The organism is Rhodohalobacter sp., from assembly GCF_034521535.1.
GTDB lineage: Bacteria > Bacteroidota > Rhodothermia > Balneolales > Balneolaceae > Rhodohalobacter.
Map to the genome: position 1 here is coordinate 683386 of NZ_JAXHMF010000005.1, position 24379 is coordinate 707764.

The 24379-nt window shown below is 43.3% G+C and carries 18 protein-coding genes; 13 read left to right on the plus strand and 5 right to left on the minus strand.

Features of this window, described 5'->3' with window-relative positions; genetic code table 11:
* Window positions 1–119 precede the first annotated feature (119 nt).
* The 3 genes from U5K35_RS09965 to U5K35_RS09975 all read right to left on the minus strand — a co-directional run bounded on the left by U5K35_RS09965 (window position 120) and on the right by U5K35_RS09975 (window position 5343).
* Entirely contained in the window at window positions 120–1241 is a 1122-nt protein-coding gene (locus tag U5K35_RS09965; RefSeq protein WP_322571306.1) for an ATP-binding protein, read from the minus strand.
* Between the two features lie 357 nt (window positions 1242–1598).
* Window positions 1599–2660 (minus strand): CNNM domain-containing protein, encoded by a 1062-nt coding sequence (locus U5K35_RS09970; protein ID WP_322571307.1) that lies wholly within the window; start codon window positions 2658–2660, stop codon window positions 1599–1601.
* A 1393-nt stretch (window positions 2661–4053) separates the two neighbouring features.
* Entirely contained in the window at window positions 4054–5343 is a 1290-nt protein-coding gene (locus U5K35_RS09975; protein ID WP_322571308.1) for a hypothetical protein, read from the minus strand.
* An 869-nt stretch (window positions 5344–6212) separates the two neighbouring features.
* Here U5K35_RS09975 and U5K35_RS09980 point away from each other — a divergent pair.
* Window positions 6213–8600, plus strand: coding sequence for an InlB B-repeat-containing protein (locus U5K35_RS09980; protein WP_322571309.1), 2388 nt, complete (start codon window positions 6213–6215; stop codon window positions 8598–8600).
* 1297 nt (window positions 8601–9897) lie between these two features.
* Here U5K35_RS09980 and U5K35_RS09985 read toward each other — a convergent pair.
* Window positions 9898–11622 (minus strand): SWIM zinc finger family protein, encoded by a 1725-nt coding sequence (locus U5K35_RS09985; protein ID WP_322571310.1) that lies wholly within the window; start codon window positions 11620–11622, stop codon window positions 9898–9900.
* Between the two features lie 582 nt (window positions 11623–12204).
* Here U5K35_RS09985 and U5K35_RS09990 point away from each other — a divergent pair.
* Window positions 12205–12444: an addiction module protein gene (locus tag U5K35_RS09990; protein ID WP_322571311.1), complete on the plus strand. Its 240-nt coding sequence runs from the start codon at window positions 12205–12207 to the stop codon at window positions 12442–12444.
* Window positions 12434–12736, plus strand: a complete 303-nt coding sequence (locus U5K35_RS09995) for a type II toxin-antitoxin system RelE/ParE family toxin (protein ID WP_322571312.1) — start codon at window positions 12434–12436, stop codon at window positions 12734–12736. The genes U5K35_RS09990 and U5K35_RS09995 overlap by 11 nt, the downstream gene beginning before the upstream one ends.
* 468 nt (window positions 12737–13204) lie before the next feature.
* On the opposite strand, the gene U5K35_RS10000 is transcribed toward U5K35_RS09995, so the two are convergent.
* The gene (locus U5K35_RS10000; protein ID WP_322571313.1) at window positions 13205–13594 is read right to left on the minus strand and encodes a four helix bundle protein; all 390 of its coding nucleotides are present in this window, start codon (window positions 13592–13594) and stop codon (window positions 13205–13207) included.
* 323 nt (window positions 13595–13917) lie between these two features.
* Here U5K35_RS10000 and U5K35_RS10005 point away from each other — a divergent pair, with 323 nt between their 5' ends.
* The 10 genes from U5K35_RS10005 (at window position 13918) to U5K35_RS10050 (ending at window position 23989) form a co-directional block, all read left to right on the plus strand.
* The gene (locus U5K35_RS10005) at window positions 13918–15111 is read left to right on the plus strand and encodes an ATP-binding protein (RefSeq protein ID WP_322571314.1); all 1194 of its coding nucleotides are present in this window, start codon (window positions 13918–13920) and stop codon (window positions 15109–15111) included.
* A gap of 308 nt (window positions 15112–15419) precedes the next feature.
* Window positions 15420–15734, plus strand: a complete 315-nt coding sequence (locus U5K35_RS10010; protein WP_322571315.1) for a DUF2283 domain-containing protein — start codon at window positions 15420–15422, stop codon at window positions 15732–15734.
* A 763-nt stretch (window positions 15735–16497) separates the two neighbouring features.
* Window positions 16498–16941, plus strand: a complete 444-nt coding sequence (locus U5K35_RS10015) for a DUF6933 domain-containing protein (RefSeq protein ID WP_416221609.1) — start codon at window positions 16498–16500, stop codon at window positions 16939–16941.
* A 2419-nt stretch (window positions 16942–19360) separates the two neighbouring features.
* Window positions 19361–19630: a hypothetical protein gene (locus U5K35_RS10020; protein ID WP_322571317.1), complete on the plus strand. Its 270-nt coding sequence runs from the start codon at window positions 19361–19363 to the stop codon at window positions 19628–19630.
* Window positions 19631–21518: 1888 nt separating this feature from the next.
* Window positions 21519–21701: a hypothetical protein gene (locus U5K35_RS10025; protein ID WP_322571318.1), complete on the plus strand. Its 183-nt coding sequence runs from the start codon at window positions 21519–21521 to the stop codon at window positions 21699–21701.
* Between the two features lie 56 nt (window positions 21702–21757).
* A complete protein-coding gene (locus U5K35_RS10030; RefSeq protein ID WP_322571319.1) occupies window positions 21758–22090 on the plus strand; it encodes a hypothetical protein in 333 nt (110 codons plus the stop codon).
* Between the two features lie 258 nt (window positions 22091–22348).
* Window positions 22349–22510, plus strand: a complete 162-nt coding sequence (locus U5K35_RS10035; protein ID WP_322571320.1) for a hypothetical protein — start codon at window positions 22349–22351, stop codon at window positions 22508–22510.
* Window positions 22511–22659: 149 nt separating this feature from the next.
* Complete coding sequence (locus tag U5K35_RS10040; protein ID WP_322571321.1) at window positions 22660–23022, plus strand: DUF2357 domain-containing protein; 363 nt, start codon at window positions 22660–22662, stop codon at window positions 23020–23022.
* A gap of 76 nt (window positions 23023–23098) precedes the next feature.
* A complete protein-coding gene (locus U5K35_RS10045; protein ID WP_322571322.1) occupies window positions 23099–23434 on the plus strand; it encodes a DUF2357 domain-containing protein in 336 nt (111 codons plus the stop codon).
* Between the two features lie 21 nt (window positions 23435–23455).
* Entirely contained in the window at window positions 23456–23989 is a 534-nt protein-coding gene (locus U5K35_RS10050) for a nuclease domain-containing protein (protein ID WP_322571323.1), read from the plus strand.
* Window positions 23990–24379: the final 390 nt, after the last annotated feature.

Sequence of the window (24379 nt, forward strand, 5' to 3'; positions counted from 1 at the left end):
GCACTAAAGTTTTGAAAGACAATCCGACAAACTGATCATCTGTAGCTTTTGAGGAGTGCCAGATGGGGAGAGAGGCAGAGCCAGATGGTCACACTGCTGCTCAAACACCGGGTGTTCTATTACGACTCCAAAAAGTGAACGAAGTTTTTTGGTGTAACAACATTCATATCTATGCCATAGGTATCCTTAAAAGAGGAGATGGTTTTCGATGTAGCACTTACATTCCATTTCATCTCCCAGGCTTTGAGAGAACCTGATTCAGTTTCAACATAGTCGACTTCTCTTTGGTCTGTTGTTCTCCAGAAATGCATTTTTGCTCTGCTTCCTGAGTAGCTCAGCATTTTAAGGCGTTCAGAAAATAGAAAATTTTCCCATAAGGCTCCCTTATCCGTTCTTAATTTAAGGGGATTGAAATTAGAAATAATAGCATTTCGCACACCACAATCGTAAAAATAGATTTTTTTTCCTCTGCTGATCTCTTTCCTCATATTTCTGCTGAAAGAGGGAACTGTAAAAACAACATAGGTCTTTTCAAGAAGGTCGATATATTTCGCCACCGTGTTTTTATCGACCTGTAATAATTTTGAGAGTTCATTGTAGGAGACTTCACTTCCAATTTGAAGTGCCAATGCCTGTAACAGTTTCTCAAGAAGCTCCGGTTTGCGAATTCCTTTAAATGCCAACAAATCCTTATATAAGTAACTGTCGCTAAGCTGGGTAAGAACTTCATGTTCATCGTCAGGATTCATGATAACGTCAGGATACATGCCATAAAGAATCCGCTGTTCTAATTCCGATTTCGCTTCCAAATATCCTTTATACTCTGTGAACTCAATCCAGCTTACAGGAAAGAGCTGATACTCCCACTTCCGGCCGGTAAGCGGCTCATTTATCTCGTTTGCCAGTTCAAGTGATGAAGAACCTGTAACAATTAACTGCACTCCCTCGATGCCATCAATGATCAACTTTAATGTGAGACCAACATTTTTAACCCTTTGAGCCTCATCAATAAATAGTATCCTGTTTTTCCCGACTATACGTTTGAGCTCCGATAAATTAACATCTGTAAGCATGTCACGCACTATAGGCTCATCACAATTCAAATGTGCAACATCACCCCTGCCTTTTAAAATGCGCTTAACAAGAGTGGTTTTACCTGTTTGCCGGGCACCTATCAATACAATTGCCTTCCCCTTAAAAAGCTTATTTTCTATTGATTTTTGGACTGTCCTCTCAATCATAGCGGTATATTTGGTGATCGTGTTCACTGAATATACGTATATTTGGTGAATATAATCACTGAATATCTACTAATAAAGAGTTATCCATTAAAGATATGACGGCATTCCCAGTTTATTTCGGGTTTTATTAGGCCGAATTTGAACTCACCATCCTTCGCCAAGGCTTCGGATGGCAAGCCCTCTCGATCAAAGGCATTGGTATCTGACTCACCCCTCAATCCCCTCTCTCCTCACTGCGTTCGCAAAGAGGGGAGGCGTTTTAAATTAAATTTGTTGCTGCGTACTCCGTCTGGCGTAAATCGTACGCCGTATCCCGTATTCTATTCGGCTCTCGACGCTGTCAGGTCTCACCAAGATTCACTCCTTTAACCTATCGGGCAGCACGATACCGAGGCGGCCGGCGCGTTCGCGCCATTTTTGGCGGGCCAGCTTTTGCATATCCTCAATTGTGTCGATCTCATCTACAATCTCCATACCGAGCAGGGTCTCCACGGCGTCTTCCATGGTAACCACACCTGAAAATCCGCCGTATTCATCCACTACAACGGCAATATGCTCCTGCTTTTCGAGTAGCTTCTCAAACAGCTCCTTCAGCGAAGCGGTCTCCGGAACAAACATCAAATCGCGGCGAATCTCCTTCAGCTTCTTATCACCATTACCCTCAGAGAGATTGTAATAGAGATCATTTTTAAGAATATAGCCGGTGATATCCTCATCATTATCGCCATAGATGGGAATCCGCGAAACGTGAAGGTCCTCTTTCTGCTCCAAAAGTTCATTGATGGTCAGATCCTCCTGGGCCTTGATCACCACAATACGCGGGGTCATCACATCGTGAACCTTCAATGACCGGAACTTGATCAGGTTTTTGAAAATTTTTGATTCGCCCTCCTCAAATACGCCCTCCTCAAAACCAAGTTCGGCCATGGCGCTAAACTCCTCGCGGCTCACAGTCGGTTCCTTGTCCTCGCGGGAGAGCCACCTGGTGATGCCCATTGAAAGCAGCACCAGCGGGTAGGTGACATAGATCAGTCCTTTGGTAGTGTAGCCGGAAAAACTGGAGAGCTCCTTCCAATAGGTAGCCCCGAGTGTTTTGGGGATGATCTCCGAAAAGATCAGGATGGCGAGGGTGAGAATGGCGGATGTGATGCTGACGTAGGCGTTGCCAAAAACCACCTGCGCCTGTGCACCCACTCCGGCCGCACCTACTGTATGGGCGATGGTGTTGAGACTCAGAATGGCCGACAGCGGTCGATCGATATTGGTTTTCAGTTCCTTGAGGATAGCGCCAACCCGCGGTTTTTTCTTCGACAGCACGGTAACGTACGATGAGTTCATCGATAGCAGCACCGCCTCGAGGATGGAGCAGAGAAAAGAGACTCCGATTGCCAGAGCCAGGTAAAAAATGAGTAGCGTCATAAATGGTTTTCGAGGGTGATTTGATGAAACGGTTTCTAAGATAACAGAAAATGAGGAAAACTTCGTGGGTAGGTATTTGACGCCAAACTTTGCTCTGTTGTATAATATTTTTCTTCAATATATGACATTGATTCCAACTCACCCCTCAATCCCCTCTCTCCTCACTGCGTTCGCAAAGAGGGGAGGCGTTTTAAATTTTGTTTTGCTCTTCGTATATCGTAGACCGTGCTTCGTATCTCAATTGGCGAATCACCGAACGACCGAACTACGATGGTCGATTTGAATTTTGAATAATGAATTTGATGTTGCTTCAGTCCGCATCCTGAAGGGATGCAATATGAATAGCCCCGTACAAGCGCAGCGCAGTGCGGGGATAAAGAGCGAGGGATAAAGATTCCGCCGAAAAGAGGGATGGGTTTGGGTTGCTTAATTGAGTTGAGGCGGTGGTGCAGGGATCTCATTTCAAACGGTGTTCTTTGTCTCTTTTGTCTTGATATAAAGCGAACCAATCTCAAATTCTCGTGACCGACAAGCCGTTTTGGAACTCACCCCCGGCCCCTCTCTATTCTCTCCGTTCATAAAGAGGGGAGGCGTTTTAAACCAGGTTAGGTTCTTCGTAATTGGTGTTTTGGGCTTCGTGTCGTGATTGACGAATGACAGATGGACCGAACTGCGATGGACGATTTGTAGATGGAATCATAATCTAGTTGAATCCCCACCCTGAAGGGGTGCAATGTGATTAGCCCCAGGTGAAGTGAAACGAAACCTGGGGTATTAATGGCGCATTATTTTCCTCGCCGAATAGAGAGAGTGGTTTGGTGTGTAAAATTGAGTTAAGGCGGTGGTGCGGAGATCATATTTCAAACGGTTTCCAGCGTACTTTTTGTCTTGATACAAAAGAGACGTAAAAAATCAAGCCTGCCTGCGCTAAAGCTTCGGAAGGCAGGGCTGAGAAAAAAATGGGGCGTGTCGTTTCTTCGCATGCCATGAATCCAAGGCCCGCCTGCTCCGGAAAGCATTCGGGATTCGGAGGGCAGGTCTGAAAATTTTGTATTCCACCTAGTGGTTTGGCTAAGGCTTGAGGATTCATGGATTTTATGCTCACTCACTTCCACGAATACTCCCCATTTTTCTCTAGGCCGGTTTGGGACTCATCATCCTTCGCCAAGGCTATGGATGACAGGCCCTATTTCCCTCTCTACTCACTGCGTTCGCAAAGAGGGGAGATGTTTAAAACCAGGTTAGGCTCTTCGTACTTCGTAAATCGGATACCTATCATCGTTCACCGTCCGTTGTACCTCGCAAGAAATCCGACGCTATCAGGAGCAGCTGGCGCTGAACGCTGATTGGTCTCAACTCCGTAAACCGTACACCGTATCCCGTACTTCGTACCTCAAACCCTTACAAACTTTTTATACAGTTCTGTAATCCGCACGTGATCGGGATAGTTTTCTGTGGGGTCTGCCGGGGCTGAGGATGTGGATTTTGTTTCGAGGAGGGCAAACCGCTCCAGGGCGGCAAACAGGTCAGCATACAGCAGATCCAGTTCTAACGTGTCGAAGTCGTCGCCTTCAGCCTCCGCGAAAGTGAGCTCGATTTTTACCGAAAATAGCAAAATGTCGTGGACCAGCTCTTTTATCGGCACCCAATCTTTTGCGGCGTCCCGCATCTTGTAGAGGATAAATGGGATGCTGTACTGCAGCTGAGGAAATTCGAATGAACTGCCCAGATAGCCCAGGTTCATATCTTTAAAATATGCGGAAAAAAGAAGCCGGTAGAGCTCTCCTGCGTTCTCTTCCTCCAACAGGTACTCATGCTCTTCATTAAACCGGATCTTGCTATTATCGTTTTCATCCATCTTTACCAGTTCTGCAAGCGCAAGCAGCACTCTGATGCCGTGCAATAGCCAGATATCGGGTTCATCGAGTTTTCCATTTTTATACTTGCGGATATTTTCGATGTAGTTTTCGGGCCATCGCATCTCTTCCAGGAGCTGCCGGATCACTTTACGCTTCAGATATCCCATCCTTGTCAGCCTGAAAGCTCCTTCACGGTTCAGGAGAATCAGGAACTGACGGGCATTGTGAAAAAAGAAACTCTGTTCCACGTCCTTAAGCGACAAATCCCTGTTCAGATAGATTGGGGAATCGGAGTTCAGCCAGTCACATTCAAGCATCTCCTTGATTCCCTCAGATGATGGCTCCTCGTCCTCATCGTATGGGTTCAGGTAGTATTCGAAATCATCAAACGGGCCGATCTCCTCATCGCCAAATCCGTAGAAGTCATCTTCCCAAACCTCCTCCCCCTTAATGTCGCTAAAAAAACGGTCCAGGAATCTCTCTTTCTCATCATCGTTGAGATGGCTGTTGTCCCACATGGTGCCCTCATAATTGACAAGGGCGCCCATATCACCGCATCGCCGGCATTTCCAACGCACCTGTTTCGGCATATCGATCTGGGTTACCTCAATGGTTCCGTCGCACAGTTCTCCATCCTCCGTCTCCTGCCTGCAGTAGAAGCCGGACTCCAGTTTTGTTCCGGAGGGTGCCGATGTGCTGAGCTGGATATATTCGGTGTAGATATCCATCTGCTCCTCCTCTTCCTCGGGCATAAATAGAAAAGCGTCCGACACAGGGTCGGGAAATTCTGAAACGTCGATAATGGTCATGTTCTCTTTTTTCATGGCAGAAGGGATTTGTTGAGTGGTACGCTTTATAAATGTAATCGAAAGTTCTGAGAATATCGAGAGATGCGGCCACTGATAATGAATGTCGAATATTGAATAGCGAACGCCGAATGTCGAATTATGAGTAAGAAGTGAAAAGTGAAAGGTGAAAAGACCTGGCAGCGTCCGGAGATCCTGTCAGCGTCTGGGATAAGGAAAAGTTTGCAGTTGGCAAAGCTTTTATGAGTAAATTCCAAATGGTAAACCACAAATTCCAAACATCCTCCATCTACACATTGAATGTTCTATTCTTATAGGATCACCGGCGGGACGCTGAGCGATTTGGGCAAGGAAGGGAATAGGAGGAATGTAGAACAGAAGAATGAAGAACGTCCAATTTTGAACAATGTGGTCAGTCGACAGTATCTCGATTGACGAATGACAGATGGACCGAACTGCGATGGACGATTTGAATCTTGAATGATGTGGTTGCTGTATACCGCACCCTGAAGGGGTGCAATGTGATTAGCCTCAGGTGAAGTGAAACGAAACCTGGGGTGTTGATGAGGCATCATTTTCTCCGCCGAACAAAGGGATTGGTTTGGAGTGTAAAATTGAGTTAAGGCGGTGGTGCGGAGATCATATTTCAAAAGATGTTCTTTGTCTCTTTTGTCTTGATACCAAAGTGCCGTTAAAATCAAAGCCGGAGTTGGTCTGAATTCAATGGAATAGTATTAGATATAATTAATCTTACACACATCCCAAGTACTATCCCAATTAGTATATTTCAAACATACTTGCGTTTCAATATGCTTAATTAGTTAGAGAGAAAAAGAAGAGAGTGCAGGTATATAAGGTGTATTAATTTTAACGGAGAGAATTAAATCATGAGAACTTCAGGTTGTTTTCTATTCTTTGCTTTGCTTGTGTTGGCTTACAGCTGCGATTCCTACCAGGGAGATTTTGATGAGTCGTTGCCAGACCAATACACATTAACTACCACTGTTACACCGGTCGAGGGGGGAGACATTCAGCCATCGGGCGGGGAGTTTTTAGTTGGCGAAAGCAGACAGATTTTAGCGCGTCCGGCAGAAGGGTATGTGTTTGACCATTGGACAGGCGATCTTTCCGGAGAATCAAACCCGCATACTATCAAGTTTAATTCAAACAAAACGGTTAATGCACATTTTTCACTAAGAGGATATAGTCTTAACCTTGAGATTATTGGAAATGGGGCTGTCAGCGAGAGTGTCGTTGAAAGGACAACGTCAGTAACCGTCAGGCTTGAAGCGATAGCAGAAGAAGGTTGGTTTTTTGACGGATGGGAGGGTGACCTGTCCGGAAGCGACAATCCGGAAACGATCACTATAGATGGAAACGAAGAGAAGAGCGTAAAAGCTATCTTTAAGGAGATTCCACCGGAAGAGTATACCGTTACCATCAGCACACAAGGCTCCGGAACAGTTGAAAGAAATCCTGATAAGGAGGTATACATTGCAGGAGATGAGATTACCTTAACTGCAAAAGCAGCTTCGGGGTGGAAATTTATAGAGTGGAAAGGAGATCTGTCCGGTAATTCAAATCCAGTGGAAATTGTTGCAGATAAGGACAAGAAGATTACTGCTGTCTTTGAGCGGGTTGTGCTGAATGAATATACTGTTACAATCAACACACAAGGCTCCGGGACTGTTGAAAGTAATCCTGATAAGAAAGTCTACAAGGGAGGAGAGGAGGTTACCCTAACTGCAAAAGCGGCTTCGGGCTGGAGATTTAGTGAGTGGAAAGGGGATTTGTCAGGAAGTTTAAATCCCGAGACAATTATTATTGATGCGGACAAACAGATTACGGCGGTTTTTGAGCAGATTCCGCCTGAGGAGTATACCGTGACCATCAGCACTGAGGGCTCCGGATCAGTTAATAAAGATCCGAATAAGCCCACATATATAGAAGGTGAGGAGGTTACCTTAACGGCAACTACGGCCTTGGGCTGGACATTCAGCGAGTGGACGGGAGATCTGTCGGGAAGCTCAAATCCCGAGACCATTGTCGTGGATGAAGACAAACAGATCACGGCTGTTTTTGAGGAGATTCCGCCTGAGGAGTATACCGTGTCCATCAGCACTGAGGGTTCCGGATCAGTTAATAAAGATCCGAATAAGCCCACATATATAGAAGGAGAAGAGGTTACCTTAACGGCGAATGCCGCTTTGGGCTGGACATTCAGAGAGTGGACGGGTGATCTGTCGGGAAGTTCAAATCCCGAGACCATTGTTGTGGATGAAGACAAACAGATCACGGCTGTTTTTGAGGAGATTCCGCCTGAGGAGTATACTGTGTCCATTAATACTGAGGGTTCCGGATCAGTTAATAAAGATCCGAATAAGTCCACATATATAGAAGGAGAAGAGGTTACCTTAACGGCAACTGCGGATATGGGATGGATATTTAAAGAGTGGACGGGAGATCTGTCGGGAAGCTCAAATCCCGAGACCATTGTCGTGGATGAAGACAAACAGATCACGGCTGTTTTTGAGGAGATTCCGCCTGAGGAGTATACCGTGTCCATTAATACTGAGGGTTCCGGATCAGTTAATAAAGATCCGAATAAGCCCACATATATAGAAGGAGAAGAGGTTACCTTAACAGCAACTGCGGATATGGGATGGATATTTAAAGAGTGGACGGGAGATCTGTCGGGAAGCTCAAATCCCGAGACCATTGTCGTGGATGAAGACAAACAGATCACGGCTGTTTTTGAAGAAGAGCCCGACTTGGGGCTTACCGTTCAAGAAGTGAAATTTTACATCAAGGAAATGAAACTCGGCGGGACCCGCAGAACCAAGGATTTTAGTACCAAAGATTTTATTCTGAATGTACCCGTTGACGGGACACCCTTTGAGATTACACATGTTACCATACCCCCGGGGTTTTATGATGAACTCGAACTTGACATCAAAAAACCTGATAGCAAAGCTGAGGTAAATGATTCTGATTTCAGGGATGGGTCCGGCAGCTATACAGTGGTTGTGAAGGGAATCTATAATGGCTCCGGTTTTACCTATCGATCACCGGAAGATTATGAACTTGATGTATCCTTGAGTCCGCACCTTGAAATTACGAGCGGTCAGACCCGGATCATCGCTCTTACACTAGATTTTGATGGATGGTTTAAAGATGGTTCTGGCGGTTTTCTGGATCCTAATGACTCTGGAAACAGAAAACAAATTGACAAGAATATTGAAAATTCATTCAGTGATTTTGAGGATGGATTTTAGGGGACTCATCATCCTTCTCCCGAAAGCATTCGGGATTCGGATGACAGGCCCTCCCGATCAAAGGCATCGGGATCTCTAACTCACCCCCGGCCCCTCTCTCCTCACTGCGTTCGCAAAGAGGGGAGGCGTTTTAAATCAGGTTAGGCTTTTCATACTTGGTGTTCTGTGCTTCGTGTCTTTATTGACGAATGACCGATGGACCGAACTGCGATGGACGATTTGAATTTTTTAAATACGATCTGATTGAATGACCGTACCCTGAAGGGGTACAATATGATTAGCCCCGTACAAGCGTGAGCGCAGTGCGGGGTATAAAGAGCAAGGATTAGTCTCCGACGAACAGAGGGATTGGTTTGGGGTATATAATCGAGTTGAGGCGGTGGTACGGGGATCTTATTTTAAACTATGTTCTTTGTTCATTTTGTCTTGATACAAAACGAACCAATCCTAAATTCTCGGGACCGGCAAGCCGGAAGGCTAAGAAAAAAATGGGGCGTGTTGCTCCTTCGCATGCCATGAATCCAAGGCCCGCCTGCTCCCAAAAGTATTCGGGATTCGGAGGGCAGGCCTGAAAATTTTGTGTTCCACCTAATGATTTGGCTGAGGCTAGAGGATTCATGGGTTTCATGCTCACTCACTTCCACGGATACTCCCCATTTTTCTCTAGGCCGGTTTGGGACTCATCATCCTTCGCCAAGGCTATGGATGACAGGCCCTTCCGTCGCCAAGGCTTCGGACGGCAGGCCTTATTCCTCTCTCTCGATCCCGAAACTTTGGGACGGGATTCGCAAAGAGGGGAGATGTTTTAAATCGGATTTGTCTCTTCGTATATCGTGCTTCGTATCTCAATTGGCGAATGACCGAACGACCGAACTGCGATGGACGATTTGATTTTTTGAATAATGAATTTGATGTTGCTTCAGTCCGCATCCTGAAGGGATGCAATATGAATAGCTCCGTACAAGCGCAGCGCGGTGCGGGGATAAAGAGCGAGGGATAAAGATTCCGCCGAACAGAGGGATGGGTTTGGGTTGCATATTTGAGTTGAGGCGGTGGTGCGGGGGTCGCATTTCAAACGGTGTTCTTTGTCTCTTTTGTTTTGATACAAAGCGAACCAATCTCGAATTCTCGTGACCGACAAGCCGTTTTGGAACTCACCCCGGCCCCTCTCTATTCTCTCCGTTCATAAAGAGGGGAGGCGATATAAACAAATTTTGTGCTTCGTATTTCGTAAACCGTAAACCGTACCTCGTATCCCGGAAATTCGAGACGGGATTTGGATAACTGACCCTCCCGGTCAAAATCCATAGCGATCTAACTCCTCCAGGAGCGATGGCCGGTTTGAATACCTGTCTCTGATGGCACCGACCAGCTCTTTTGTTTGCTCCGCAGCTCCAAACGCGATCACTTTTTTGAGTATTCTGCACACCTTCCGATAATTTTTACGATCCGCCCGCTGCTCCAAAGAGTCCCAGATGATCTGTTCATAGATTTCAAAAATATCCTCCACAGCCGGAAATTCTCCACGCTCATTAAAATGGTGCTGATACTGCTCCAAATCATATATATTCGGCACTTTCTTTATTTCCGCAAGCAACTCTTCCCACATCTCTTCCAATGCAAAAATCTCGGGCAGCAAACGTCTTCCCATGTAATCCAGCCGCAATGCAGACAGAACATTTTTCTTCAAAAACTGATCCCACTCATTCTCTGGAATCAGGCTCTTCACCTTTACGTAGCGCTCCATACCCGGATCTTCTCTCAGTAAATCCATGCTGCGATCCAGCAGTTCCCCGGGGGAACCCTGCTTCTCCGCCACCTTCATCAGCCATTCATCCCACTCTTTTTTTAAACCCGGCGCCTGCTTCTCAAATCTTTCAATTGCCGCTTCAGCCAGTTCCTTCACCCGGTTAACCTCTTCCCGCTGCCAGGCTATATCGATCCTCTTGGCATACACACCCGTAAAATATGAATAGTTCTCCAGCAGAGCATCCGCTGCGGCTACATCATCTGTTTTTCGTAGCAGCCGGGCTTTTTGCAATATCGTTTGCTGCAATCGGTATCGCGCACTCCAGCCATCCGTATCCTTCTCCAGCGTACGAATCTTCTCATCCATCAAAGAAGAGATAGCAGCGATCTGTTTATCCGTTTGTGCCAAGCCTACCGCCATCGCCAGAAAATCATCCTCAAAGTCCCATCCTTCGTACCGCTCATCATCCAGGGATTTTAAGCACCATTTGAAGAACGTTGACTGTTCTTTTTCCGGAGGTTGCTCACAACATTCGAACAGCAATTGGGTTGCCCATCGAAGGCTTTCACCTACATCCGCGTTCGAATCATCAATAAACTGAAGGGCGGGAACCATCTCCTCCATAATCACCTGACTAATATCGAGTACATCCCGGATTGAACCGGACCTCTTCAGCTCCTCTGCCTGTTCCAGTAATTCATATACCGGCACCAGGTGTCTGCGTGCTTCGCTTCCATACATCAATCCTTTCCGGCGAGCGGGTGCCAGTGCCTTTTTTACAATTTTTCTATAATCCGTCTTTCCGGAAAACCCTTTTCCTGTTTTCATCATGGCTGTTATATGGTCTTCTAACTTTGAATCAACTATAGCTGCTTTTTTAATGGCTTCGATCAGTTCTTCCCTGGTTGCCGACTCCAGCAAGTTTGTAAAATCATCCTCTACTGTTTTAGGTGATTTGCCCTCAACCTCACTCTTTCCCTCTAACCACTCGGCGTCTTCATCCTCCATTGCAAGCAGAACGGCTGCAATATGCTTGCAGGGAGAAGTTTCGGCATAGGGACAGTTGCAATCTGCCTTCACAATCACACTTGAGTCCAATGGCTGAATTTGTATCCGGTAGGCTTCGCTTCCATGCACGGTGGCAGTCCATTGATTACCGTTTTCGAAAGTTAAATTCTGTACTCGTCCCTGATGCAAATAATTTATTCCCCGATCCAGTATGGTTCCCGGAAAATTCGAACTCAGATTTTTCCTATTGAGGTGAAAACTCATGGCGCAATACTCACAGATTCAATGACGTGTTCTTTTGTTCAACAAAGATACGGTTTAAAAACGCAAACATGAGATGGGAAATGACGAATGATGAATAACAAACGCCGAATGTTGAATTATGAGTGAAAAGTAAAAAGTGAAAGGTGAAAAGACCTGATAGCGTCAGAAGGTCCTGTCAGCGTTTGGGGAAAGGAAAAGTTTGCAGTTGGCAAATTCCAAATGGCAAACCACAAATTCCAAACATTACCTCCATCTACACATTGAACGTTCCATTCTCATAGGAGCATCGGCGGGACGCTGAGCGATTTGGGCAAGGAGGGGGCGGAATGTAGAACAGAAGAATGATGAACGCCGAATGTCGATAAAGGGGAATGTCGAACAGAAGAATAACCAACGCCGAATGTCGAAAGTGACGGGTTTGTTCGATATTCATCATTCTGCGGTTCGATATTCACTTGTTTTCCGGGAGGTTAAAGAGCCTAAAAAGATAAGAAGAAGGCATCCTGAAGCATGAATTGTAAATGATTTTCGTTACATTAATTCAACCAATCATTCATGGTTCGAATTAAACCGACACTATATATGCCAATTTCAGAATCAATAGAAAAAAGTGTTTTTGAGCTTGATGAAAAAGATCGGCTTCTTTTACTGATTAAGCTTCTCGAAAGTCTTGAACCGGAAACAAAGGATGGAAGTCAAATCGACAAATGGGTGAATGAAGCAGAAACCCGATACCAGTCATGGAAAGCTGGTGAGATGAATACTATTTCTGAGGAAACGGTTTTCCGTGAACTTCGAAATAATCCGGAAGATGATCGTTGAGTTTTTTGAAGCAGCTCTATTTGATTTGAAAAAGAGTAAAAAATACTACTCAGATATTGAACCTGATCTTGGGGAATATTTTCTCAGGGATATTGAGGGAGCACTTAGTGATATCAAAAAATTTCCCAAAGCTTGCCCTAAACATCACAAGTACAATCATCTCAGGCTAAAAACTTGTAAACGATTTCCCTTCACTGTTATTTATCATCCAATTTTTCAGGAAAAAGTAGTTTACATCGTTGCTGTAGCACATCAAAAACGAGAGCCTGACTATTGGAGAGGCAGGGCTTAAGATTTCCGTGTGCATGGTACGATTGGGATCAAGGCGCAAAAAGACGCTGACAGTGTCCGAAGGTCCTGTCGCATGAGCAGGTAAGTGTTACAGTTGGCAAAGCTTCTATGAGTAAATTCCAAATGGCAAACCACAAATTCCAAACATCCTCCATCTAAACATTGAACGTTCCATTCTCATAGGAGCACCGGCGGGACGCTGAGCGATTTGGACAAGGAAGGGGAGAATGTCGATCAGGGGAATGTCGAACAGAAGAATGACGAACGCCGAATGTCGATCAGGGGGAATGTCGAATATGAAGAACAACCGAATGTCGCGGGAATGTCGAACGAAGAATAACGAACGCTGAATGTCGACATTCAACATGTTCCCGAAAAATCGGGACTGCGAAAAGCACGCAGCAATATTTTTCTGTTCGATATTACAAAAGGTTCAACATTCAACATTCTGCGGTTCGATATTCTACGGTTAAATATTCTTCTGTTCGATATTTCCTCGTGCGTTTTTTTTCGCTGTTTGCAGGCTCTTTGCAAAAATTGAGATTAGCTCATTTACTTCTTGAAGACCGTTGCTAAGCAGGCTTCTATCTTTTAGAAAACCTTTTTTTAAAATAATTTTCATATTAATTCGCGTCTCACGCAACTCCTTTAGTATGATGCTGATTTTGTGAATAAAATCCTTACGCGATTCAGCGCTTTGTGCCTCGCCGTAGACCAGTGCCGGAGACATTCCTGAACGAATTATTTGTCCCGACAAGTAGCGCCCCGCTTCTGATTTTGGTAATGTTTCTCCAATATTTATCACCATTACCGAGAAGTCAATTAGGCGATCCTCAAGATCATAGGTTTCTCTTTTCATTATTTTCTCCAATTTTTAATGAACACTCTTGTACCATTTATATGAATCCAAAACTGCAATTTCCTTACAGAAAAAAATAAAAATATCGAATATCGAATAACGAACAGGGGAATGTCGAACAGAAGAATAACCAACGCCGAATGTCGATCAGGTGAAATGTCGAATGTTGAATAGCGAACGCCGAATGTTGATTTGTCGCTCATTGGACATTCAACATTCAATATTCTGCTGTTCGAAATTCCAACCTTCCTCAAGGTGTTCTCGTTGATATATTTTCATTTACTCAACACATTGAGTAATTTTACTCAACTAAATGAGTAGATATGGAAACATTCGAGAGATTTCACTTACAGATTCTGAAAAAACGCATTGAAAGTGAACCGATAAGGTTTATCCAGGTACTCTATGGGCCGCGTCAGGTTGGAAAAACAACGCTGGTCCGGCAGTTACTGCATCAAACGGAATTGCCGTGGCATTATAGCTCGGCAGACGGGGTGGCTGCTTCTGATGCAGTTTGGATATCACAGCAGTGGGAAGCTGCGCGCATTAAGTACCGAAGCAATGAACAACAGAGCGCAATTCTGGTTATTGATGAAGTACAAAAGGTTGAAAACTGGAGTGAGCAGGTGAAAAAAGAGTGGGACCGTGATCGCGCCGGGGAGGTTGATCTTCAGGTGATTCTATTGGGATCATCACGACTGTTGTTACAGCGAGGGCTCACAGAATCACTGGCCGGGCGGTATGAATCAACCTATATGGGGCATTGGTCCTATCCTGAAATGAACTCGGCGTTTGGGTTAAGTGCCGACGAATTCGTTTGGTTTGGCGGGTACCCAGGTTCGGCCGCTCTGATTGACGACGAATCCCGCTGGAAACAGTATGTGCGTGATTCGCTGATTGAAACCACCGTGTCGAAAGACATTTTGATGATGACCCGGGTGGACAAACCGGCACTCATGAAACAACTGTTTGAGCTTGGCTGTGAGTTTTCCGGTCAAATTCTGTCCTACAACAAAATGCTTGGTCAACTGCATGATGCCGGCAATACCACAACGTTGTCGCACTACCTGCATCTGCTCGATACAGCGGGACTTTTAGCCGGGCTGGATAAGTTTTCACCCAACAAAATCCGGCAGCGTGCATCGAGCCCCAAATTACAGGTGCACAATACCGCGCTGATGTCTGCTCAATATCCGGAATCATTTGAGAAGCTAAAAGGCCGTCCGGCCGAATGGGGACGCTGGGTTGAATCGGCCGTTGGGGCTCATTTATTGAACGCCACGCTAAACAGTGATCTCAAGCTGATGTATTGGCGCCACAGCAATGATGAAGTGGATTTTGTATTGCAAAAAGGGGAGCAGGTCATTGGCATTGAGGTAAAAAGTGGATCTGGAAAACGAACCGGCGGGATGCAGGCATTTTCAAAAAAATTCAGCCCCGAAAAAGTACTGCTCGTCGGAGATGAGGGGCTGGCCTGGCAGGAATTTTTAGAACTGAATCCAGAAGAGCTTTTTTGAATATCGAACAGAAGAATAATGAACGCCGAATGTCGAATTATGAGTGAAGAGTGAAAAGACCTGACAGCGTCCGAGGTCCTGTCAGCGTCTTGGGAATGGAAAAGTTTACAAGTTTGCAATTCGCAGTTGGCAAATCTACTTCGGCAATTCCAAACATCCTCCTTCTCTTGTTAAATGGGAACTGTTAAAAGTGATATTTTAGCGCTGAGTAAGAATAGTTTTTATCATTTTATATGAATGATCGAACGGTTTACGTTTTTCAAACACGCTAAGGAGCGGATGAAAAACTCGTGGAATTTACCGATTCAATGATTGAGAATGCAATCAATCATCCCGACAGAATCATTGAAGAAACAGAATGCAAGCGTATCTACCACAAATTTTTGGTTGAAGACCAATCAGAAAATTTACTTCGTGTTTTTGTGAATGCATGTAAAAAACCTGCACTGGTTATTGCACCGCTTATAAAACATCGAAAATCGATAAATATGAATATTAAATTTGATAAAGAAGCCGATGCCATCTATCTGAAATTGTCAGATGCCGAGGTTGCTGAAAGCGATGAGGAAAAACCTGGCATCATCATTGACAATTTGATAAGGATGGTAATATTGTTGGGATAGCGAACTACTCGATGCATCCCAAAAAACCGGCAATCCGGCAAGTGTTGTTTATGAAGTTGCCTAGAAACGGCACAGGGTATAGCCCAGATCTTAAATAAATAATGGTACATCCTCCCTCGAGGGAGGTGGATTGCGCAGCGAAAGCGGAGCAGAGACGGTAGATGTTCTTCCATTGAATCCTGAACCTTGTTTTTTTACATGGAGATACCTCGATTCCGCTTGCGCTCCACTCGGCATGACAGGGGCGTTGTTTTGAGAGGTCGGCGTATCAGGGTTCTTGCTATGCAGAGTGATTTGCCACGCCGACTGATGAGAATCGGTCCCACAGGTAGCCATGACCTGACAGCGTCCGGAGGTCCTGTCAGCGTCGGGAAAGGAAAAGTTTGCAGTTTGCAATTCGCAGTTGGCAAAGCTCTTTTGAGTAAACCACAAATTCCAAACATCCTCCATCTACACATTGAACGTTCCATTCTCATAGGAGCACCGGCGGGACGCTGAGCGATTTGGGCAAGGAAGGGGGAATGTCGAACAGAAGAATGATGAACGCCGAATGTCGATCGGGGAAATGTTGAATGATGAATAACCAACACCGAATGTCGATCAGGGGAAATGTCGAATGATGAATAATGAACGCCGAATGTCGATCAGGGAGAAATGTCGAATAGATGAATAACGAACACCGAATGTCGATTTGTCGCTCATTGGACATTCAACATTCAATATTCTTCTGTTCAATATTTTCCTTATTCCGTTATCTTCCGGCATGATAAACATACGCTGTACCCAAAAACTGCTGAAACGAATGAAGGGGCCGGATTCCCTGCCCGGCTCTGAAAGTGAACCCACATCAGACGGACGGCTTGGCGAGTGGTATGCCAACGTAAAATCACTGCCGTTCCGCGGAAAATCGGTGGTGATCTTTTTTAATGTGAACACCTACATCACAATCCTTGTGCAGGGAAACGGCACGCGGAAGATGCTGCCTGAATTTGTGGAACGAACCGGCCGCCTGCTGCAAAGGCTCGATGTCCCGCAACACCTCATTGACCGGGAGATGGACGCGATGCAGGAGATCCGCCTGCTAAAAACCGACAGCCGCAGCATCCTGGGAAGCATGAACGATATCGGCCATCACCTTGACGCCTATATTTACTACGACAGAATTGCATCCGCTAGACGAAATCAGACTAGGACCGACAGGAGTTGATTCTGACCGAGCACATTTATGGCGCGATTAACAAACGCATGCGGGAAGGGTGTGGTTTACTATCCAAGAGATGGTGATAAGATTTCTTGAAGGATCGGCGCGATGAATGTCGAAAAGTCAAATCCGTCGAAGGCGGGACAGGTTTTGAACCAAATGTCAAACAGTTAAAACGTCGAACAGAAGAATAACCAATGCCGAATGTTGATCTGAAACCTGTTCAACAATCGATATTCTGCGGTTCATTATTGGAGCGTTAAATCAATCTGGTCGGGTGCGCCGCTTTCTGGTTCCGGCATATGCAGGGACTGTAAAACGTAACAATCTGATGTCTGACCACAAGGTCAGCCCGCAGGCTGGGTGATTGTCATCAACATCCAGGAGGGGAACGTCGGTTTCCCTGACCTCATTCTGATGACGCCCGTACCGTCAAATATAATCTTTACATCATCTCCCTCTTAATGACACTCTTTAGTAAACTCCATTGCATTGACAACCCGCAGTGATTCATCTGATACTGCTTCGGCGGTGCGAAGATGGCTACTTTCTGCATGTCTGTTTTTTGTTTTATGAGTTCAATTTTGCCTGTCATTCATCTGCTATAAAAATGCCGTATGGGTGTAATATCCTGTACATTTGGTAAACAGTTTTGTCTGGTCTAAAATACTCACAATCAGCTGCTTGATTTGAATTACAAGCGTTTACTTAAAAATTTGCAGAATATTGACTCATCATAATCTGTAAATGGGAGTAGATTGTAAGCATGATACCTACACAAAAAGCAATTTTTAATGTTACACCATTTCAAAAGCATTAATCACACAAGATTTTGATAATTATTTGTACAGGCAACATAATCTATCACTAAACCTCGATCAATCATTTCAAGTAGCTCGCTAAGATTCTTTCGAGAATAATTGAATTTCCGATCTGAATACCATGAATACATTTTTTTTCTCTGATCACATTTTCCGCTACAAACATCCACACTGCGAACTTTTTCCTTGAAGTTGTAACGTCTTATTTGTTCATGATTGATGTGACACATTTTTTTAAGTATTAGAGATGTTCCTCATGCAAAACCATGTACTCAATTATTCTTATACCACTTACAATCTTTTCAACTTCACAATAATCAAAAATACAGCTATTTCGATATAAATTGATTCATCAGAATTAGATCGAATATCCTCACATCTGGTATCAGGCTACCATGCTTTTTTTCGAGACTGATACTTTTAAATGAGATACATAAGATCATAAAGTTTTCGGTCGAAAATCACAGTCAAATTCAACTCACCTTCATAAGACATTACAACTTTTTTGATCAAAGTATTCAAGCCAAAGGGCTGAGAATTAAACATTTTTGATAAAATTTATAGAATTCATTTTTGCTAATTGAATCAAATCGTACTAAGCCAGACACTCATTACCAGGCTTGTGTACAAAATGCTTTTTTCAAACTTTCCCTAAATGTGGAATCGATTCTGTCCCAGGGCCTCTGCATTTGTATTGCCCTAAACCTTATTCCAATTGCAAGATATTTAAGCATCTATAATCTCTTCTTTTCTCATTGAAAGCATATCTAAAGCTAATAGCAAATTCGCACCACGTCATTATTATATTAAGACTTAATTTTATTTTCCTGATGACTGAATCAATTTTCTACCAATTCTACTCTAAGTACTAGGACAGTAGCTATCTTTGATAGTATGTCAAATCCAACAGTATTTACCGCGCTCTATTCTACTTAGATTACCAGCATCAATATTCGCCATTGATGCTAAATGTATCGCTCAATCCTTTATTGTTCCGTAGTTCTCTATTTCATTCCTATTCTTTTCTTTCATCCTCACGATCACTCCAACCAGATAAAACAAGAATCCATAACTTGACATCATTTCCATAGACCCAATCACCATACTGATTATCTGCCGAAAAGTTTTTTTTAAAACTTTGGGGCCAACAAGTTTGCTATTATACCTCGATCACCTTCTTTAACCTGTGCATAGGCCTCTAATTTTAATTTTTCACCATCTTCTGTTATAACTTCAATCGTCTCTATCCTTAAAAATCGCTTTTTGCATAATCATTCATCTTTTTAATTGTTGTATTTACCAATTCACCGGGATATATGCAAAAAATATCGAGTTGGCAAATAAAACAATATTTTACCTAATGGTTAACCCTCTACTCGTCGTGGGTAACGCCTATTATATCTACAATCCACCCAAAGCCAATTGAGTTTTCTTTTATAGTACAAAATATCCATTCTCCAATGCAGAGGATTGGTTGTGAAGCGAAGTTGCACAGGTTATAATGATAAATTTCTCACTTAAACAATGTACTTCTTAATTCGGATTCAGGCTGGTTTTTTTATATTTTGGGTGGGATAGTATTGGAAAAACAGACGGATGGAGTTATGACACGTTCAGAAAAGGCAGAAATTTTGGAAAACTATTTGTCTCAGGAACCGGAAAATTACAGGGATACCTTTAAAACCGACATTTATCTTTTCTTCAATGAAGACTTTACAAAGGAAAATCCACTTTTAACGTTTTTGGATTCATTTGAAAATAAGAATGAAATTGAGAATTGGGTGGATTTTGTAGCTTCTCAGATCGTATTGAAATTTGATGAAGAGTTTGAGCAGATTGGTGATTTTATTGGGGAGTTTATTACAACTGAATAAAGTTTAGATTTTGATTATGGCAGAAAAGTAGAAAGATTTGAATAGAGAAAATATTCTAGAAGCAATTTCAGTGATTAAGAGCAATCCTGAAAAAAGGAATGGACGTGAATCCGCTACTTATCGATTTAGTTTATGAGGGATGAAATGTCCTCCAATTTTAGTTTTGTCAGAGGCAAATAAATTACTTGGTGGGGACGAATTAAAATTGAGTGATTTCAATAATAGTACAAATAAACCGCTTTTTCTATTCTTAAGCGAACTTGGATTTAAAGTGAAATCCCAAAACAAAATGAAGCTTCAGCACAAGAGCAGATTAATCAGAAGATACAAGAATTTATTACGCGAAGATCAAAACAAACCTGAAATGTACAAATGGCAGCTCATTAAAGAATTTCAAGATAAGTGGGATGTTGATGCAAATGACTTTTCATCAATGGTCCAGAGCATAATTTTGGAAATTTACTGGACTATAGAAGTAGAACATTCGTCAAATTTTCTCATGAATATAGTGAAGAGGCACGTACTGTTGTTTAAAATGCTATATGACGAAAAAATCCCGTTAGAAAGCCGTGTAAAAAACTTTCGGAAATAGAGCTGAAAAAATTGTTGAAAAAAATCATCCTGATATAGGAGCCTTTCAGGGATGAAAGATCAATTGCTACTTATTTAACTTTTCCGTTATCCGGATAAATACGCCTTACAGGACACAGTATTTACTGAGGGTTTCATAGCGAGTTACTTTAATATTGGTAAGAGTAAAGGCCCGGTGATAGACAGTATACACTATTTAGCGTTAATTGACGAGTTAATTCGTAATGAGTATTTCATAAGGGGCGATGTAGAACTCCTTGAGTTATCTAGAGAGTACACTGAACGGCCGACTGCTTTATCAGATGACAATTATAATATTCTGGCTCAGGACATTTTGTACAAAACCACTCAACAAGAGCAGTGATACTAATTTATCGGAAGTCGAAATATATTTGAGCCACTTATAAATAAAGCCTGGCTTGAACAATCGAACACTGATGTTTCTGAGCAGATGCCGACATGAGCAGGATGAGTGACTAATGGTCTTCGGAAAGTAAGAGCTTGGTCTCCTAGCAAGCGCAAGAGGAGCTAGACATTCCGTAACGTGAGAAGTTCTTTTCTGGGATCTGATCTTACAGTCAACTGATAATGAAGGGTTTTACAGGGGTCGCAGTTAGCTGCTAGTTCGTTTATCGAAAGGCCAATGGACTGCGACTTGCTTATGGAGTAACGTCGAAGGCAACGCTCCCGTCAATTGGGATTTAGAAGACCCATACGAGACAATGAAAGAATATTTGACCGAGATCAATACGACCTAGGACGACCAACATCGGTATGGTTCCTCTTATGTCCAAATAAGAGTTTATGATATGATCGTTTTCTACCAATAGGAATAGGATCCAGCGGCAAGGTGCGTCATTAGATCTAGATCCACCACCGATACTGCTCGAAATGATCATTCATAGGACAAATCTATGACCCATTCCAACTCTGCCTATTTCTTGATGCATCTGAAATCAACGTTATCAGAGTCAGAGAGCTTCGAGTGGAGTCGAATCCTATTGACTTGTGTAAAAATAAGTGGCTGATGTTACAATGATGATATTATCTACCGTTTCGTGAGCGCTTTGGCTACAAAGCCGTTCCTAATACTCGACCGGCCTTTCCGGCTCTGGAAAGACAAAACTCGCCCGAGGCATTTGCTGAGTGGATGTGTGATGATAAACAGTCAGATGAACCTTAGTTCCTGTTGGAGCCGACTGGACTAACCGCGAACCGTTAATTTCGGGACTATCCGAATGCCTTGATAGAAAAAGATTACGTAGGTGCCGAGATCAGGCGTTATTCAAATTGATACTTGCGGGCTGACAAGACGATCCGAATCGCCCATACTTCTCTGATTCTGGATGAAATGAATCTGAGTCATGTGGAGCGCTATTTTGCTGATTTTCTAAGTGCAATTGAATCCAAAGAAGAAATTAAACTTCATTCAGGTAGAAGAAATGGGAAGCTGATGGTAATGATGTTCCGCCCACTATAAAAATTCCTAAAAACCTCTTTATCATTGGTACGGTAAATATTGATGAAACTACCTATATGTTTAGTCCCAAAGTGCTGGACCGCGCCAATGTAATTGAGTTCAGAGTCAGCCGGGATGAACTGGCTCAGTTTTTAGAAAATCCTGCTGATGTTGAATTTAGATATACTTCGCGGTCAGGGCGCTTCCATGGCAGAGGATTTTGTTCAGAATTGCAAAAAGCAATGCCGGAACACTTATTCTGCAAAAGAGAGAAATTATCTGAAGAGCTTCTGAAATTTTTCTATGAATTAAACACCGTTGGAGCCGAATTTGGCTACCGCTCCGCTTATGAAATTCAGCGATTCGCTGCTTTATCTGAACAGCTTGCAGAAGACTGGGAGTTCGAATGATATCATGGATGCAGCGGTTGCTCAAAAACTGCTTCCAAAATTGCATGGTTCACGCCGGAAGCTGGAGAAAGTACTATTTAAGCTTGGCGATCTGTGTTATACGGAAACGAGCAGGCGAGTGTGAAGGTCTGTTCAAGAAGCCATGAGGCTATTGATTTATGAGAAAAGCTCAAGCTATCCGATTTCCTTCGAAAAAATAGTTCGTATGCATAAAGGACTTGTTGAAAACGGGTTCACCAGTTTTGCTGAAGCCTAATCATGAGCACTTCTGAAAAGATACATATTGAGCTGGCAAATGGGGAATCGGCGGAGCTTTTCATTGTAGCCGATAGTCCGGAATCTTTACGAAAAATTGAGACGTCTGAAGCTTCTGAGAATCTGGAGGCTCAGGTACAGCTTATTAGAAGGTTATCAGTATGAATATCAATTAACTAAGGGTTATTCCTTTGCAGAAAGATGAACAGGGAATAATCTCTCAATCTTAAATTAAATCCAATACCGGACGCTTATCTCCCAATATTTATGTCGGTACGATTCAGACTAGATGTTCTAAATAGTGATGAAGAGAAATGCGGAGCTGTAGAATTGGAAGTTCAGATCCCGTAAAAACTGATTACCGAACCGAATATCGCTTCATGCTCGAGGAGATCACTGAAAAATGTACTGATCTGTTAATGCAGTATACTTCTCCGGCCAATCAGCCTTTTGATGTGGACCACGATAAGGATCCGAAAACGTTATACCAGCGATTTGCTTTCTTAAAGTCTGTATTGGATTCCGAGGAATTCTGGACGGCTGTTCATCGGGTAACGACCAATCCGGTAACTGCATGGATGCAAACAGAAGAACACCGGGATATCCGCTCAGTTCGGAGAATGAACCGAAATGTAGTCAGGCAGTTGGCCGGTTCATCTAAACAGAGTGCCTCTTAAATGAGAGTCATGCTCTGTACAAACACATGAGTTCGGTTCCCGAGAAAGTGATTACCACAGGGAAGGTAGATATCTGTTGATACACCCTGAAAACCGGTTCATTAAATACGCTTTAGAAACCTTCAAGAATCTATGTGGTGATTTTAAATCAGCTTCAAAAAATCATGCAAGATTACATAAGGAGGCTGAGTTTTTAGAAGAGGAGTTAGAAGAAACTCTCAATCATGCATTATTTCAGAAAATCAGCCGTCCGGCAACGCTGCCGTTAAACAGTCCGGTTTTGCAAAGGAAAGAAGGCTATCGGGAAGTATTACGTGTTTGGCTGATGATTAATCTGGCAGCCCGGCTAACATGGAAAGGCGGTGAAAATGTGTACAGCGGAGGCAAAACGAGATGTGGCTACGCTTTATGAATATTGGCTTGTTTTTCCAACTTGACAGATTTGCTGGAGGATTTATTTGATATCAATGCCATGAAGGCAGATGATCTGATTGAAGAGACAGGTGATAAACTGGGTTTAAAGCTCAGCAGGGAGAATATCTGCCACTTAGCGGTACATTCGAAACTGAAAGCCGAAAGCTTCATGTACAATTTAGCTTTAATAAAACTTTTGGCGGAGAGAAAGAATATCCAGATGGAGGAAGCTGGACCAGACAGATGCGTCCAGATTATACTCTTAGCATTTGGCCTGAAAGGAATTGATGAAGATGAAGCTGAAAAACAAGAGTTAATTACTCATCTTCATTTTGATGCAAAATATAAAGTAGAGTCTCTTACCACTTTGTTTGGTCAGGATAATGAAAATCTGGATCAAGAAAAGGAGGAGCAAAATAAAGGCACATATAAAAGAGCTGATTTACTGAAGATGCACTCTTATCAGGGATGCTATTCGCCGTACTGCAGGCGCTTATATTTTATATCCTGGGCGGAGACGGTAAGAAAGACTGGCGCGGATTTCATGAAATAGTTCCGGGCCTTGGTGCCTTCACTCTGAAGCCAAATCGAGCAGAATGACGGAAGTGAAGATTTAAGAGATTTTTAAAAGATGTAATTCAGCATTTTCTAAACCGGACTTCTCAGCGAGAAGAAATATTCTTATCGAAACGCTATCGTACGTTCAAGACCAAACAGGATTCTGACGATCAGGTAAATGAACCGCTTCCTGAACCAATTGGTGAAAATCGTGGTCTAATTCCTGATGAGACGTTTGTTTTAGTCGGGTTATTACAAAGATGAGGACCATTTCAGGATGGATAACAGAACAGAGGGTTATATAACGCTCAGCGCCGGTTCAGCCAGAGGTTCAGCTGCAAGACTATAAGAGAGGTGAAACAGCAGGCAAGATTCTGTATTGCTG

Coding starts and splice junctions, on each gene's coding strand:
- U5K35_RS09965 (WP_322571306.1), bottom strand. CDS start 1,241: ATGATTGAGAGGACAGTCCAAAAATCAATAGAAAATAAGCTTTTTAAG.
- U5K35_RS09970 (WP_322571307.1), bottom strand. CDS start 2,660: ATGACGCTACTCATTTTTTACCTGGCTCTGGCAATCGGAGTCTCTTTT.
- U5K35_RS09975 (WP_322571308.1), bottom strand. CDS start 5,343: ATGAAAAAAGAGAACATGACCATTATCGACGTTTCAGAATTTCCCGAC.
- U5K35_RS09980 (WP_322571309.1), top strand. CDS start 6,213: ATGAGAACTTCAGGTTGTTTTCTATTCTTTGCTTTGCTTGTGTTGGCT.
- U5K35_RS09985 (WP_322571310.1), bottom strand. CDS start 11,622: ATGAGTTTTCACCTCAATAGGAAAAATCTGAGTTCGAATTTTCCGGGA.
- U5K35_RS09990 (WP_322571311.1), top strand. CDS start 12,205: ATGCCAATTTCAGAATCAATAGAAAAAAGTGTTTTTGAGCTTGATGAA.
- U5K35_RS09995 (WP_322571312.1), top strand. CDS start 12,434: ATGATCGTTGAGTTTTTTGAAGCAGCTCTATTTGATTTGAAAAAGAGT.
- U5K35_RS10000 (WP_322571313.1), bottom strand. CDS start 13,594: ATGAAAAGAGAAACCTATGATCTTGAGGATCGCCTAATTGACTTCTCG.
- U5K35_RS10005 (WP_322571314.1), top strand. CDS start 13,918: ATGGAAACATTCGAGAGATTTCACTTACAGATTCTGAAAAAACGCATT.
- U5K35_RS10010 (WP_322571315.1), top strand. CDS start 15,420: ATGATTGAGAATGCAATCAATCATCCCGACAGAATCATTGAAGAAACA.
- U5K35_RS10015 (WP_416221609.1), top strand. CDS start 16,498: ATGATAAACATACGCTGTACCCAAAAACTGCTGAAACGAATGAAGGGG.
- U5K35_RS10020 (WP_322571317.1), top strand. CDS start 19,361: ATGACACGTTCAGAAAAGGCAGAAATTTTGGAAAACTATTTGTCTCAG.
- U5K35_RS10030 (WP_322571319.1), top strand. CDS start 21,758: ATGTTTAGTCCCAAAGTGCTGGACCGCGCCAATGTAATTGAGTTCAGA.
- U5K35_RS10035 (WP_322571320.1), top strand. CDS start 22,349: ATGAGCACTTCTGAAAAGATACATATTGAGCTGGCAAATGGGGAATCG.
- U5K35_RS10040 (WP_322571321.1), top strand. CDS start 22,660: ATGCGGAGCTGTAGAATTGGAAGTTCAGATCCCGTAAAAACTGATTAC.